At 68.3% G+C, this 14148-nt stretch carries 12 protein-coding genes; 5 read left to right on the top strand and 7 right to left on the bottom strand.

Going from position 1 to position 14148, the window contains the following annotated elements; translation table 11 throughout:
* The first annotated feature begins 75 nt into the window (after positions 1-75).
* The 4 genes from NQV17_RS07030 (at position 76) to NQV17_RS07045 (ending at position 4405) form a co-directional block, all read left to right on the top strand.
* Entirely contained in the window at positions 76-702 is a 627-nt protein-coding gene (locus NQV17_RS07030) for a LysE family translocator (protein ID WP_044848096.1), read from the top strand.
* A 12-nt stretch (positions 703-714) separates the two neighbouring features.
* A complete protein-coding gene (locus NQV17_RS07035; protein WP_257770825.1) occupies positions 715-1476 on the top strand; it encodes a bifunctional 2-polyprenyl-6-hydroxyphenol methylase/3-demethylubiquinol 3-O-methyltransferase UbiG in 762 nt (253 codons plus the stop codon).
* A 198-nt stretch (positions 1477-1674) separates the two neighbouring features.
* The gene (locus tag NQV17_RS07040; RefSeq protein WP_124488813.1) at positions 1675-2898 is read left to right on the top strand and encodes an RtcB family protein; all 1224 of its coding nucleotides are present in this window, start codon (positions 1675-1677) and stop codon (positions 2896-2898) included.
* A gap of 211 nt (positions 2899-3109) precedes the next feature.
* Positions 3110-4405, top strand: coding sequence for an O-acetylhomoserine aminocarboxypropyltransferase/cysteine synthase family protein (locus NQV17_RS07045; protein WP_257770828.1), 1296 nt, complete (start codon positions 3110-3112; stop codon positions 4403-4405).
* Between the two features lie 459 nt (positions 4406-4864).
* Here NQV17_RS07045 and NQV17_RS07050 read toward each other — a convergent pair whose 3' ends face one another.
* A complete protein-coding gene (locus NQV17_RS07050) occupies positions 4865-5293 on the bottom strand; it encodes a VOC family protein (protein WP_257770830.1) in 429 nt (142 codons plus the stop codon).
* A 462-nt stretch (positions 5294-5755) separates the two neighbouring features.
* On the opposite strand from NQV17_RS07050, the gene NQV17_RS07055 reads away from it, so the two are divergent.
* Positions 5756-6046: a DUF4148 domain-containing protein gene (locus tag NQV17_RS07055; RefSeq protein WP_257770832.1), complete on the top strand. Its 291-nt coding sequence runs from the start codon at positions 5756-5758 to the stop codon at positions 6044-6046.
* A 164-nt stretch (positions 6047-6210) separates the two neighbouring features.
* Here NQV17_RS07055 and NQV17_RS07060 read toward each other — a convergent pair whose 3' ends face one another.
* From NQV17_RS07060 to NQV17_RS07085, 6 genes are all read right to left on the bottom strand, one after another.
* Positions 6211-7419 carry a phosphotransferase enzyme family protein gene (locus NQV17_RS07060; RefSeq protein WP_257770834.1) on the bottom strand — a complete coding sequence of 403 codons (1209 nt, stop codon included), beginning with the start codon at positions 7417-7419 and terminating at the stop codon, positions 6211-6213.
* A 36-nt stretch (positions 7420-7455) separates the two neighbouring features.
* Positions 7456-8067 (bottom strand): nicotinamide riboside transporter PnuC, encoded by a 612-nt coding sequence (gene pnuC, locus NQV17_RS07065; RefSeq protein ID WP_257770836.1) that lies wholly within the window; start codon positions 8065-8067, stop codon positions 7456-7458.
* 59 nt (positions 8068-8126) lie between these two features.
* The gene (locus tag NQV17_RS07070; RefSeq protein ID WP_257770838.1) at positions 8127-10358 is read right to left on the bottom strand and encodes a TonB-dependent siderophore receptor; all 2232 of its coding nucleotides are present in this window, start codon (positions 10356-10358) and stop codon (positions 8127-8129) included.
* 618 nt (positions 10359-10976) lie between these two features.
* Positions 10977-11180 carry a DUF2970 domain-containing protein gene (locus tag NQV17_RS07075; protein ID WP_021164122.1) on the bottom strand — a complete coding sequence of 68 codons (204 nt, stop codon included), beginning with the start codon at positions 11178-11180 and terminating at the stop codon, positions 10977-10979.
* A gap of 123 nt (positions 11181-11303) precedes the next feature.
* On the bottom strand, positions 11304-13382 hold the full coding sequence (locus NQV17_RS07080; protein WP_257770840.1) for a pyridoxamine 5'-phosphate oxidase family protein: 2079 nt from the start codon (positions 13380-13382) through the stop codon (positions 11304-11306).
* Positions 13383-13414: 32 nt separating this feature from the next.
* Positions 13415-14059, bottom strand: a complete 645-nt coding sequence (locus tag NQV17_RS07085) for a glutathione S-transferase family protein (RefSeq protein WP_044848107.1) — start codon at positions 14057-14059, stop codon at positions 13415-13417.
* Positions 14060-14148: the final 89 nt, after the last annotated feature.

The raw sequence follows: 14148 nt of genomic DNA on the forward strand, positions 1-14148 counted from the left end.
CATCGGCAGACGCGTGCCGATCCGAATACAATGCGTCGATCCCCCCGCCGCCTCGCCAACCTTGCCGGAGCCGCCATGTTCGACCTGACCACGCTGGCCACCTTCACCGCCGTCGTCCTGGGCCTGTTCCTGATCCCCGGCCCCGCCGTGCTGCTCGTGCTGAGCCGCACCGTGCAGGGCGGCCGCAAGACCGGCATCCTGACCGGCCTCGGCGTCGCGAGCGGCGACTTCGTGCATACGCTGTTCGCTGCCGTCGGGCTGTCGGCGCTGCTGATGACGTCGGCGCTCGCGTTCAACGTCGTGAAGCTGGTCGGCGCGGCTTACCTCATCTACCTCGGCGTGCGCGCGCTGCTCGACGGGCCGTCCGATCCGTCGCTGCCGAAGGTGCCGCCCGTCACGCCGCTGACGGCGTACCTGCAGGCGATTCCCGCCGAAGTGCTGAATCCGAAGACCGCGCTGTTCTTCCTCGCGTTCATGCCGCAGTTCGTGCATCCGGAACGCGGCTCGACGTTCGTGCAGTTCGCGGTGCTCGGGCTGATCTTCGTCGTGCTCAGCTCGCTCTATACGACGCTGATCGCATGCTCGATCCGTCCGCTCGGCCGCGTCGTGAAGCGGCTTGCGTGGCTCACGCGCTGGCAGGGAAAAATCATCGGCTCGATCTTCATCGCGCTCGGGCTGCGCGTCGCCGTGCAGCAGCGCTGACGCGGGTTTCGCGTGACGTCCGACGCGGCGGCTGCCGGCGAAATCCTCTATGCCGATCCGCGTCTCGTCGCGGTCTACGACCGGTTCAACGCGGGGGATTGCGACTTCGCGTTCTACGCATCGCGCCTCGGCACCGCGCGGCAACGGATTCTCGATCTCGGCTGCGGCACCGGCACGTTCGCGCGCCGGCTTGCGGCGGCCGGACACGACGTCGTCGCGATCGACCCCGCACCCGCGATGATCGACCATGCGCGACGCCAGCCGGGCGCCGGCGCGGTGCGCTGGCTCGCGTGCGATCTCGGCGGCCTGCCGCCCGGCGCGCCGTTCGATGCCGTCGTGATGACCGGGCACGCGTTCCAGTGCCTGCTGACCGACGCGGAGATCGACGCGACGCTGTGCGGCGTGCGGCGCGTGCTGGCCGACGGCGGGCGCTTCCTGTTCGAGACCCGCAATCCGCGTGTCGAGCCGTGGCTCGGCTGGACTCCGGCGGCGTCGGCCACCCGCATCGATTCACCCGAATCCGGCAGCGTCGAACTCCATCATGCGGTGACCGCGGTCGACGGTCCGATCGTGTCGTTCGACTCGGTCTACCACTTTCACCGTGACGATACGCAGGTGACGAACGCGAGCCGGCTGCGCTTCATCGCGCAACCCGACCTGCAGGCGCGTGTCGCGGCCGCCGGCTTCTCGTCGGCGCACTGGTACGGCGACTGGCAAGGCGCGCCGTTCGACGATGCGGCGAGTGCGGAGATCATTGCGGTCTGCCACGCGTGAATGGTGGAACATCGTTCACGCGCGGCTACCGCACAGCGAGCACTCCGCGAATCGAGTCCGACCCGGTCGCGTCGTACCCCGATTCGGCCAACGCACGTCGGCCGGCAGCCAGTGAAGAAAAAGACAAGAATAGATGGAAGCATCATGCTTTGAAGAGCTTGCGCCGCACGACTGAAGGGGCGATCGAAGGTGAAGCAAATGAGTAACGATGATTTTCAGGTGATGGAACTGGCGAACGGCAAGCCGGTGAAGATGTGGACGCAAGGCGTCGCGGTCGAGGACGATGCGCGCACGCAATTGCGCAACACCGCGCAGATGCCGTTCATCTTCAAGCACGTCGCGGTGATGCCGGACGTCCACCTCGGCAAGGGCTCGACGATCGGCAGCGTGATCCCGACGAAGGGCGCGATCATCCCGGCCGCGGTCGGCGTCGACATCGGCTGCGGGATGATGGCCGCGCGCACGACGCTCACGGCGGCGGACCTGCCGGACGCACTCGGCGGGCTGCGCAGCGCGATCGAACGCGCGGTGCCGCACGGCCGCGCGCCGGGGCGCCGCGATCCCGGCGCATGGGGCGATCGCACGCCGGCCGCCGTGACTGAGTCGTGGAAGTCGCTGCTGCCGGGCTTTCAGCGGATCGTCGGCAAGTATCCGAAGCTGGAAAAGACGAACCACTATGCGCATCTGGGCACGCTCGGCACGGGCAACCACTTCATCGAGGTGTGCATCGACGAAGCGGATCGCGTGTGGTTCATGCTGCACAGCGGCTCGCGCGGCGTCGGCAACGCGATCGGCAGCCTGTTCATCGAACTCGCGCAGGCCGACATGCGGCAGCACATCGCGAACCTGCCGGATCGCAACCTCGCGTATTTCACCGAGGGCAGCCGGCACTTCGACGATTACGTCGAAGCGGTCGGCTGGGCGCAGGACTACGCGCGCCGCAACCGGCAGGCGATGATGGACGCGGTGATCGGCGCGGCGCGCGGCGTGATCGCGAAACCGTTCGCGGTCGACGAGCACGCGGTGAACTGCCACCACAACTACGTGCAGCGCGAACGCCACTTCGGCGAGGACGTGCTCGTGACGCGCAAGGGCGCGGTGTCCGCGCAGAAGGGACAGCTCGGCATCATTCCGGGCTCGATGGGCGCGAAAAGCTTCATCGTGCGCGGGCTCGGCAATCCGGAGAGCTTCTGTTCGTGCAGCCACGGCGCCGGCCGCGCGATGAGCCGGACCGAAGCGAAGCGCCGCTTCACGGTCGACGACCAGGTCAAGGCGACGCGCGGCGTCGAATGCCGGAAGGACGCGGGTGTCGTCGACGAGATCCCGATGGCCTACAAGGACATCGATGCGGTGATGGCGGCGCAGCGCAGCCTCGTCGAAGTGGTGCACACGCTGCGTCAGGTGGTGTGCGTGAAAGGATAGCGCGGCGCGCGGGCGAAGGCCGGGCGGCCGCGCGCCGCCGTCACCTCACGCACCGACGTTCCCCTGATCCTGGTCCGTCGCGCACCCTTCGTCCGAGGAAAAGCGCATTTCATGCGCGGCGGCCCCATAAGCAACAAACCATTCGTTCTAAGGACGGCAGCGCACCTGCTCCTATAATCGCTCGACCACGACAACAACAGATGGAGCACTCATGACCGATCAGGCCTCTTCGAACTGGCGCCTCGAAACCATCGCCGTGCACGGCGGCTATCGACCCGACCCGACCACGCGCGCGGTCGCGGTGCCGATCTACCAGACCGTTGCGTACGCATTCGACGACACGCAGCACGGCGCAGACCTGTTCGACCTGAAGGTCCAGGGCAACATCTACACGCGGATCATGAACCCGACGACCGACGTGCTCGAACAGCGGATCGCCGCGCTCGAGGGCGGCATCGGCGCGCTGGCGCTGGCGTCGGGCCAGGCGGCCGTCACGTACGCGATCCAGACGATCGCGGAAGCCGGCGACAACATCGTGTCCGCCAGTTCGCTGTACGGCGGTACCTACAACCTGTTCGCGCATACGCTGCCGCAGTACGGCATCACGACGCGCTTCGCCGATCCGCGCGACCCCGCGTCGTTCGAACCGCTGATCGACGCGCGCACGAAGGCGATCTTCGCGGAATCGGTCGGCAATCCGCTCGGCAACGTGACCGACATCGCCGCGCTCGCGGAAATCGCGCATCGGCACGGTGTCCCGCTGATCGTCGACAACACGGTGCCGTCGCCGTACCTGCTGCGTCCGTTCGAACACGGCGCGGACATCGTCGTGCACTCGCTGACGAAGTATCTCGGCGGCCACGGCACGAGCCTCGGCGGCGCGATCGTCGATTCGGGCAAGTTCCCGTGGGCACAGCACGCGGACCGTTTCAAGCGGCTCAACGAGCCCGACGTCAGCTATCACGGTGTCGTCTACACCGAAGCGTTCGGGCCGGCTGCCTATATCGGCCGCGCGCGCGTCGTGCCGCTGCGCAACATGGGCGCGGCGATCTCGCCGTTCAACGCGTTCCAGATCCTGCAAGGCATCGAGACGCTCGCGCTGCGCATCGAGCGCATCAGCGACAACGCGCTGAAGATCGCGCAGCATCTCGCGCGCCATGAACACGTCGAATGGGTGAACTACGCGGGGCTGCCCGATCATCCCGATCATGCGCTCGTCGCGCGCTACCTGTCGGGCCGCGCGCCCGGCATCCTGACGTTCGGCGTGAAGGGCGGGCGCGACGGCGGCGCGAAGTTCCAGGACGCGCTGAAGCTGTTCACGCGGCTCGTCAACATCGGCGACACGAAATCGCTCGCGACGCATCCGGCCTCGACGACGCACCGCCAGCTGTCGCCGGCCGAGCTCGCGAAGGCCGGCGTGAAGGAGGAAACGGTGCGGCTGTCGATCGGCATCGAGCACATCGACGACCTGCTCGCCGACCTCGACCAGGCGCTCGCGCAGCTGTGAGCCGAAGCGGGCGTGCCGACACGCCCGCTTCAAGGTGTTCAATCGCCGGTCGATGCCGGGGGTCGCAGCACCCGCATCGGCGCCTACGGCTACGCAAGGGATCGTCAATCTCGGGCTGCGCCATTGCTTCTGATCGGAATATCGACCGCACACCGATACGCGCGTGACGAAAATTTCATCTTCCGATCAGGTTCGCGATGGATCGTGTCGCTACCATCGAATGCGTGACGGGTGATGCCCGTTGCGAACCACGCAAGCGTATCGCTGTCGCACGGCACGATCACGCGTTGGGCCCGGACACTGCGAGTGCCGGGCTTTTTTTCTTCTTTGCGGAATTCCGTGGACGTGGCTTGCCGATCCGGTTCGGCCAACCGCACGTTCGCGAAGCAGCCATCTATCCGGTGCGGGATCGTTCAAAGCGACACGAACCGCGACGACACCCGTGCATCCATTGGATGGCTATGCGCGTCGCTTGGGGTTCCACGCCTTGTGTACGAACTCGAGACGGTTGCCGTCGAGGTCGGCGACGTTGGCGGCGTAGTAACCGGGGGCGAAGTAGGTACGATCCGCCGGTCTTCCCTCATCGATGCCGCCGGCCTTGATTGCGGCTGCGTAGGCAGCGTCGACGAGTTCATTCGTATCGCAGACGATCCCCAGGTAAAGCCCGGTCTCGCCTGGCTGACGTTTGCGTAGCCAGATGCTTGATCCAACTCCCTCTCCCTTGCCGTACACATCGTCGCCGATGCCGTAGAGATCGGGGACGCTCGCCGGGCCATTCGCGGAGTCGTAGTTGCCGAATACGCTCCAGCCGAGTGGCTTCAAGGCTTCGGAGTAGAAGATCAGCGACTTCTCGATGTCGGTGACTGAGATGTAAACGTGATCGATCATTTGCCCGCCTTCGACGTGGATGGGTGCTGTTCGTGCATAACTATAGTCGACAGCTGTGCATGTGGCGCGGGGATATGACTGCATCGAGGCGTGACGTTGCGCTTCGGGAACAGGCACGGATGCGTCTTCACGTAGAAGTTCGGATTGCCGCATCGATGCCCCGCATGGTCGATCTGTTCGCCGGGCATCAGGCCGGTGGGCACCGCATCGCGCGCGGCCTTCGGCGCGGGCGATCCGACGGTTCCGGCTTCGGCCGTCGGCAGGCGACATGCTCCGCTTCCCGCTCATCGCATGCATGACCCGAACATGACGATTGCATCATGTCGGCCGGGCCCGCACGTCACGCCCCGCCCCGCCCCGCAATCTGACGCATTTTTCATCTGCCGATCACGGTCACGTTCGGCGGCTTACGCATACTGGGCTCATGGATCGCCACCCGGCGACCTCACCAAGGAGAGCTCCATGAAAACGGCAAGACTCGCAGCCCTGTTCGTCACCGCCACGCTGTCGCTCGGCGTCGCCTCGCAAGCCGCCTTCGCGCAAACGCACACTCAAACGCAGGGCAAGACCCGCGCGGAAGTCATCGACGAACTCAAGCAGGCGCAGCACGACGGCGTCGTGCCGACGAGCAAGACGCAGTACCCGCCGACCAGCGAGATCGTCGCGCGCAACAAGGAACTTCACGGGCTTTCGGTGCATGCCGGCGAGAAGGCGCCGCAGGCCGACAATCACGACAGCCTCGCGACCCGCTGATGCAAGTCAGGGGTGGATGCTGCCCGGCGCTCGCCGGCAGCGTGCCGCGCGCCGCCGGATCGCGGCGAACGTGCGGCCGTGCCGTGCGGTGCGATCGCAGCACCGCAGGAAGGTGAAGTTCGGGCAGACGACACTGCCGGCTGGACAGTGTCCGCCACGCAGCTTTACAAGCTGCCCCGCTTCGCACGCCGGCGTTGCACCAGCCAGTCGAGCAACTGCCGTCCGTCGCGTTCGCCGAACCATCGCGCATGACCGATCAGATAACCGTCGTACGCAACATCGACGATTTCCGGAGCATTGACGATGCAGCCGAAATACGCGACTTCCGACAGCGCGAATTCGGTATGCACGATCGGCAGCATCGCGACCAGCGCCGCATACGCGTCGTCGCTCAGCGGTTCGAGCGATTCGTAGCCGTCGAGCAGCGCGCCGATCTGTTCATGCTCGACGCGACGTGCATCGGCCGGCGCCATCCAGTCGATCGCGTTGCGTTCGATCGCGAGCGCGAGATCCATGACGGCGCAGGTGCGATCCGACAAGCCGAAATCGAGCACCGTCCGCACCTGCGCGCCGGGCGCGGCGTCCGTCCACAGCAGATTCGACGCATGCCAGTCGCCGTGCGTCCACAGCGGCGCCAGCGCGGGCAGCAGCGGCACGAGGCGCGCGTGGTACGGGCCGATCGCGTCTGCGACATCGCCGCGCCAGTCGCGCGTGCCGAGCGCGCGCAGCAGCAGCGGCTGCGCATCGACCCAGCGTTCGAGCGCACCGGGAAGATCGGCGGACGACAGCACCCGGAAACTCGACAGCAGCGTGCGCACGGGCCGCGCCGGCGCATCGTAGCCGGCCGACGCGCGATGCAGTTCGGCCAGCGCGCGGCCTGCCGCGTACGCATGCGAAGGATGCATGAACGGCTGCCACGACATCACGCCGCGATACGCGTCCACGCCCGGCGCCACCACGTGCACTTCATAGGTCCAGTCGCCGGATGCGAACGCGGTCGCGCCGTCGCGACCGGCGAGCACGTCCGCGACCGGCACACCGCGATCGCGCAGATGCGCGATGAAGCGATGCTCCTCCTCGAGCCCGGCCACGTCGCGCAGGCTCGCGTGATGACGCTTGACGAACAGCGCGCGCGCGTCGGTCGTGTGCACCAGCACCGCCGCCGAGAACGGCCGCGGGCTGTGCCACGTAAGCCGCGCCGGCGCGCCGACGCCATCGATCCGCGCAAGCACGCCCGCGACTTCGTCGTGCGTCATCAGCGGCCAGTCGCGTTCGGCCTGCTCGCCGTCGACGCCGAATTGCGGCGGCGCGACGTCCCGCATGTCGGCGACGTCACGCGATGCAGGCGCGTCCGGCTCGAGTGGAAATGACATGAACGACGTCGCTCCGTAGTTGAATCAGCCCTTGGATCAGCCCGCCGGGCTCGCCGTCGCGCGCAGCGCGTTCGCCGTCCGGCTCCAGTCGCGCCAGCCGACGACGGCGAGCGCGATGAACAGCGCGTAGAGTCCGGCCGTCAGATACAGCGCCTTGAACACGAACATCCCGACGTACACGACGTTCACGACGATCCACAGCCCCCACGACGCGATATAGCGCCGCGCGGTCCAGTATTGCGCGACGAGGCTGAACGCGGTCAGCGACGCATCGACGAACGGCAGCGCCGCATCGGTCCAGCGCGCCATCATCCCGCCGAGCAGCGCGCTGCCGACGACGGCCGCGATCAGGTCCGGCAGCATCTGCCGCGGCCGCACGCCGGTGACGGGCGCGACGTCGCCTTGCGGCGCCGCGCCGCCGCCCACATCGAGCGTACGCTGCGCGATCCAGCGGCGCCAGCCGTACACCTGCAGCACCGCGAACGCGCCCTGCAGCAGCATGTCGGAATACAGCTTCGCGTCGAAGAAGATCCAGCCGTACAGCGCGACCGACGCAAGCCCGACCGGCCAGCACAGCATGCGCCGCTTCGCGGTCAGCCTGATCGCGAGCGCGCTGACGATCACGCCGGCGATTTCGAGTGGGGACATCGTCTGTGCTCTCCTGGTTGGCTGCCGGGGCCACGCATCACGCGGCCGGGTCCGGACGATCAGAAATCATAGGTCAACGATACGCGCGCGGTGCGCGGCGCGCCCGGGAACAGGTACGCGTCGCCCTGCTGCTCGCCCGCGTCGCGCCAGTAGAACTTGTTGAACAGGTTGTCCACCGACACGCGCAGCACGGTGCGATGGCCCGCGATCTTCGTCGTATAGCGCGCGCCGAGATTGAACACGAACCACGACGGCACGCGCGCGGTGCCCTCTTCGTTCGCGTTGCGGCCCGCGCTGTACTCGACGCCGCCGAGCACGTTCAGACCGGCGACGCCCGGCACCGCGTAATCCGCATACAGCGACGCGCGCAGCGCCGGCACGTTGATGATCTGGTGCCCTTCGTACGCCGGCGAACCCGAATCGTATGCGCGCGCGCGAATCGCCGCGACGCTGGCCGTCAGCCCGAGCCGCTCGGTCACGCGCCCGGCCGCGCCGAGCTCGATCCCCTGGTGGCGCTGCGTGCCGCGCTGCACGAACGTATAGCTCGCGCCCGACGCATCGGGGTCGGCGAACTGGAACGGCTTGCTGATCGAGAACACGGCGGCCGTGAGGCTCAGCCGGTCGAGCCAGTCGTATTTCGCGCCGAGCTCGAACTGATGCGATTCGACCGGCGGCAGGAACGCATACGCGTTGGTCGCGCGCACCGGCGCCTGGTCGCCGAGCGACAGCGCCTTGCTGTACGACGCGTACAGCGACAGCACGTTCACCGGCTTGTAGACGAGCGCGACCTGCGGCAGGAACACCGAGCGGTCGGTGTGCGTCGCGTCGCCGTCGAGGCTGCTCCAGCTGCGCTGCCGCAGCAGCACTTCCTTGCCGCCCGCGAGCACCTGCCAGTGCTCGCCGATGCTGATGCGGTCGAGCCCGAACACGCCGTACTGCCACGCGTCGAGGCGCGGATACGACGGCCCCGGCGAATTCGGCGACGGCGAGAAGGTCACGTCGGGTCCGTAGATGTTCTCGCTGCCCACGTAGTCGTACACGGCATCGGCCATGCTCACGACGCGGCGCTGCACGCTCACGCCGAGCGTCAGCTCGTGCCGCAGCGGGCCTGTCGCGAACTTGCCGGTCGTGACCGCGCGCAGGTCGTCGTTGCGGCGGTATTCGCCCGGGCTGCGGAAGTCGTACACGTCGTAGTCGCCGTTCGCGCCGAAGAAGAACGGCGACGTCGTGCCGGCCGCGCAGCTCGCCGCGTAATAGCAGCCGTACGCGAACGCGCTGTTGTCGTCGATCATCGTGCGGCTGCGGCCCGCGGCGACGTAGGCCTTCCAGTCGTCGTTGAACTGGTAGTCGAAGCGCGCATTCAGGTTCAGCGCATCGGTCGTCACCGGCTTCGCCCACGGCTGCGTGCCGAGCGCCTTCGACGTCGTCTTGACCGACGGCACGACGGTGCCGCCGAGCAGCTGGTAGCCCGGCGCGGAACGCTGGATCCACTGCTGGAATTCCGCGTTGAACTGCAGGCTCGCGCGCGGGCTGATGTCCCAGTCGGCGGCGAGCGAGCCGAACGTACGCCGCCCGTTGGTGCCGTCGATATAGGAGTGCATGTTTTCCTTCGCGGCGTTGATCCGGAAACCGAACTGATTGTCGGGGCCGAAGCGGCGACCGAGATCGACGGCCGCCGACGTCGAGCCGCGGCTGTCGACGCCGCCCGTCACGCTTGCGACGTTCGCCGAGCGCTTCGTCACGAAGTTGATCACACCGCCCGGCGCGACCACGCCGCTGTCGATGCCGGCCAGCCCCTTCAGGATCTCGACGCGCTCCTTGTTCTCGAGCGGCACGTTCTGCTCGCCGGACACCGTCAGTCCGTCGATCCGGATCGCGCTCGCGAGATCGACCGGAAAGCCGCGGATCGCGAAGCCTTCGAAGTAGCCGACCGGTGCATAGTCGTTGACGACCGACGCATCGTTGCGCACGACGTCGCTCAGCCGCTTCGCCTGCTGGTCGTCGATCAGCGCCCGCGTGACGACGTTGACGGAGGCCGGCGTGTCGCGCAGCGGCGCATCGTCGAGCCCAGCGACCGACGCCTCGCGCACGCGAAACGCGCCGCCGCGCTCGCCGCTGACCGTGATCGCCGGCAGCGTCGCGCCGCCGGTCGCACCGGCGTCGGGCGCCGGCGCGTCGCCCGGTGCCGCGGCGGCCTGCGCCGCGAAAAGCGTGATACCGAGACCGACGCCAAGCCCGGCCTTCGCGCGCCGCCGCCGTGCGGGCGACGCTGTTGTTCTATTCACCGTCATTGTTCTGGATGGAAAACTCGCCACTCGACCCTGTCGAAACCTTCGAAACGCGTTACGCAGCTGCGAAGCGCGCTTCACGCAAGAACCCGCGACGGTCCCGGCGGACGCCGGAAACGAACGTCGACACGATATTCACCAGACGAATCGGACGATCGGGCAGCATGCGTGCCGATCGATCGGGAATGCGCAGGATGGGACATCGGATGACGGTGACGCGCCGGCCACCGACGCAGCCGCCGATCCCTGGATCGCGAGCATGTCGGGCGGCCGGCCGCGTCGCGCGGTCTTGTCATGCGGGGGACGCTTCGAACGCCCCGGTTGCGGGCGCCGGGCAGTTGCGTACGCAGTTCGTCGGAACGGCGGCATGCCCGTCGCGCGCGACATCGCGGCGTGGCGCGCATTTTACCCCGGGCGGGGCTGAAGGCCGTGGAATCGGGTGGAACGGGAGACGGGAACGGCGGGATGGGGGAAATACGCTTCGAATGGTGCGACAGCGGTGGCGATGCGATCGCGATGCGCATCGCGCGCGGCGACCTCGACAACCGGTGCAGTCACGCGCCGGTCGAACGAGCGAAAACCGGAGCGGGAATGACGGCCCGCTGCCGGTTCACCCACCGCTCAGAACCCCTGCATCGTCGCGGTCGGATCGACAACCAGATGCACGACGCCGTAGATGACTGCGCCGACCAGCAGCGCGAGCACAATCGCCACGAACGGCAGCAACGTGTAGTTGACGTTCGCGAGATCGGCCGCGTGCGCCTTGCTGTTGCGTACGCCGAAGAAACTCCACAGGACCAGCTTGATCATGCCGAGCAGTTTCATGGTTGTGCTCCTTTCATCGAATCGGTTGACGCTATCGTCGATCCGACCGGCATTCGAAAAAAGAAGCAGTTGCGCGTGCTTTTCGCGCAGCAGGCCGTCTGCGGCGGCATGTCGCAGGGTCCATCAGCGGTCGAGTACGAGCGCCTCCGTGGTGCCCGTCGCGGGGCGCGCGACGCACAGCAGCGCACAGCCCGGTTCAACCGGCGCGTCGGGCGCTTGCACGTAATCGACCGCACCGGACAGCACGTGCGTCGCGCATGTGCCGCACGACCCCGACCGGCATTCGGACGGCACCGCCACGCCCCGCCCTTCGGCGAATTCGAGCAGCGTGCCGTCGGCGGGCGTCCACGCGGCGTCGCGTGCCGAGCGGCGAAACACGACCGGCACGCTTGCCGCCGGCGGCGCCCCGGCCGCGCGGGTCGCGCTGCGCGCGACGCTCGACGGCCCGAACGCCTCGAAGCGGATACGCTCGTCCGGCACGTTCAGCGCGCGCAATCCGTCGTACATATCGCGCATGAACGCGGCGGGTCCGCACAGGTAGAAATCGTAGTCGTCGAACGGCAGGATGCGCTTCAGTTGCGCGATGTCGACGCGCCCCGGTCGTGCCGCGCCGTCGCGCTGCGGCCGGCTGTCGAACCAGTGCAGCGATACGCGCGGGTCCGCGTCCGCGATGCGCGTCAGTTCCGCTGCAAACGGCCGGTCGGCCGTATCGCGCGCGCCGTGCACGAACATCACGCGGCGCGACGGTGCGTCGTCGGCCAGCGCGCGGCGCAGCATCGCGATCATCGGTGTGATGCCGATGCCGGCCGACGCCAGCACCGCCGGACGCGGGCTCGCGACGTCGAACGTGAAGCGGCCGCGCGGCATCTGCGCATCGAGCGTCATGCCGGCACGCGCGTGGTCGTGCAGCCAGGCCGATACGCGTCCTTCGCGCTTCACGGTGATCCGGTAATGCGATGCGCCGGGTGCATCGGACAGCGTGTAGCTGCGGATCGTCGGCGTAGCTTCGTCCGGCAGCGCGACGCGCAGCGTCAGATGCTGCCCGGCTTCGTAGGCCGGCAACGCGTCGCCGTCCGCCGCTTCGAGATGAAACGAGCGGATCGCGCGCGCTTCGTCGACGATCTTCGCGATGCGCAGCGGGCGCCAGTTGGAGGGGGATGCCGATGCTGATTCAGATGCAGACTCCGATGCGGACGCGGGAACCGATGCAGATGCCAGCGCCGACGCCGCCCCCACCTTCCCCGCAAACTGCGGCGCCCGCTCGACCGCCGACCACCGGAACAGCAGCACGCCCCGCGTGCGCCGCACTTCGCGCACGTGAAACCGCACGACCCGCTGCGCGCCGTCGAACGACGCGACGAGCGGCCCGTCCCACACGATCTCCGCCCGCGCAGCGACATACAGCAGGTCACCGCTGTCGAAATCGACGAACAGCAGCCCCGCGCGCGGATCGTGCTGCAGGTTGCCGAGCGTATTGAAGAAGCGGTTGCCGCTGAAATCCGGCGTCGTCAGCGTGTGCGCGTCGTCGACGCGCACGAAGCCCGGCATGCCGCCGCGATGCGACACATCCGCGCCGCGCGCGGCACCCGCATCCGCCGACGTGTTCGCGCTCGCGACGAAGAACGTATCGGCCCGCGCGAGCAGCGCGCGAGCAGCGTCGCTCAGCCGGTCCGACACGTCGGCCGCGATGGATGCATCGCCTTCGCTCGGCACGAACGTCGGCGTGCGCCCCTGAATGTACTTCGCGCAGTTGCCGAAGCTCTGTTCGACCGCGATCGTCAGCGCGCCGCCGTCGACCGCGCGCACGACGCCGTTCACGCGATTGCGCCGGCGCGTGTCGAACTCGATCCCGAGCCCGCCGAGCGGCACACCGGGCTGCCATGTACCGGCCAGCGGATCGCCGGGCAGCGCGTCGCCGTCGATGCGCAGCGTGCGCGCGTCCGGCGTCGTCACGAAGCCGGGCATCCCGACCCGCAGCGTCGCCCACGGCTGGCCGTGCGCATCGACGCCGCCGAGCACGAAGAACGGCAACTGCGCGAAGAACGTGCGGTGCTGGTCCGGCATGAAGCGCCGGATGCCGCGCCGGCCGGCCGCGTCAGCGGCCTGCGTCACGCCCGCGCGCTGCTGCATGGCCAGCTCGCCCGCATGAAACGGCGCAACATCCAGTTCCCAGCCCGGTACGGCGGCAGTCGGCGCGGTCATCGCGTTCTCCCGGTGAAATCGCGGCTTCGCCGTCAGGCGGCGAGCAGGCCGGCGCGGGTCGGCGGCATCGCGACGAAGCCCGGCAGCGCCTCGACGCGCGCGAGCCACGCGCGGACATGCGGATACGGTTCGAGCGACACGCCGCCTTCCGGCGCGTGCGCGATGTACGTGTAGGCAGCAATGTCGGCGATCGTCGGCTGTGCGCCCGCGGCGAACGGCTTGCCGGCGAGCTCCTGGTCGATCACGGCAAGCACCTTCGCGGCCGTGCGCTTGGCTGCGTCGTGATCGAGCGGCGCGCCGAACACGGTCACGAGCCGCGCGGCCGCCGGCCCCGTTGCGATCGGCCCGGCCGCGTACGACAGCCAGCGCTGCACGGTCGCCGCGCCGGCGGCATCGTCGGGCAGCCAGTGCGCGTCGCCGTAGCGCTTCGCGAGATAGACGAGGATCGCGTTCGAATCGGCGAGCACGGTGCCGTCGTCGTCGATCACCGGCACCTGGCCGAGCGGATTGAGCGCGAGGAACGCAGGTTCGCGCTGCGCGCCGGCCGCGAGGTCGACGTCGACGGTCTCGAACGGCAGCCCGAGCAGCGACAGGAACAGCCGGACGCGATGCGCGTGCCCGGACAGCGGGAACGAATAGACACGAACCGGGCGGGCGGGCTTGCTGGCGGCTGGCATGGGAAAGCTCCTGGATCTCGCGCCGCCGGGAATCGGCGACGAACGGCCCCAGCGTAGCGCTCGCCGTTCGCGGCCAGAAGACGGATAAT

The organism is Burkholderia sp. SCN-KJ (genome assembly GCF_024656005.1).
Classification (GTDB): domain Bacteria; phylum Pseudomonadota; class Gammaproteobacteria; order Burkholderiales; family Burkholderiaceae; genus Burkholderia.

Excerpts from the sequence above, each read along its gene's own strand:
- NQV17_RS07030 (WP_044848096.1), top strand. The coding sequence starts at position 76 with ATGTTCGACCTGACCACGCTGGCCACCTTCACCGCCGTCGTCCTGGGC.
- NQV17_RS07040 (WP_124488813.1), top strand. The coding sequence starts at position 1,675 with ATGAGTAACGATGATTTTCAGGTGATGGAACTGGCGAACGGCAAGCCG.
- NQV17_RS07045 (WP_257770828.1), top strand. The coding sequence starts at position 3,110 with ATGACCGATCAGGCCTCTTCGAACTGGCGCCTCGAAACCATCGCCGTG.
- NQV17_RS07050 (WP_257770830.1), bottom strand. The coding sequence starts at position 5,293 with ATGATCGATCACGTTTACATCTCAGTCACCGACATCGAGAAGTCGCTG.
- NQV17_RS07055 (WP_257770832.1), top strand. The coding sequence starts at position 5,756 with ATGAAAACGGCAAGACTCGCAGCCCTGTTCGTCACCGCCACGCTGTCG.
- NQV17_RS07060 (WP_257770834.1), bottom strand. The coding sequence starts at position 7,419 with ATGTCATTTCCACTCGAGCCGGACGCGCCTGCATCGCGTGACGTCGCC.
- pnuC (WP_257770836.1), bottom strand. The coding sequence starts at position 8,067 with ATGTCCCCACTCGAAATCGCCGGCGTGATCGTCAGCGCGCTCGCGATC.
- NQV17_RS07070 (WP_257770838.1), bottom strand. The coding sequence starts at position 10,358 with ATGACGGTGAATAGAACAACAGCGTCGCCCGCACGGCGGCGGCGCGCG.
- NQV17_RS07075 (WP_021164122.1), bottom strand. The coding sequence starts at position 11,180 with ATGAAACTGCTCGGCATGATCAAGCTGGTCCTGTGGAGTTTCTTCGGC.
- NQV17_RS07080 (WP_257770840.1), bottom strand. The coding sequence starts at position 13,382 with ATGACCGCGCCGACTGCCGCCGTACCGGGCTGGGAACTGGATGTTGCG.
- NQV17_RS07085 (WP_044848107.1), bottom strand. The coding sequence starts at position 14,059 with ATGCCAGCCGCCAGCAAGCCCGCCCGCCCGGTTCGTGTCTATTCGTTC.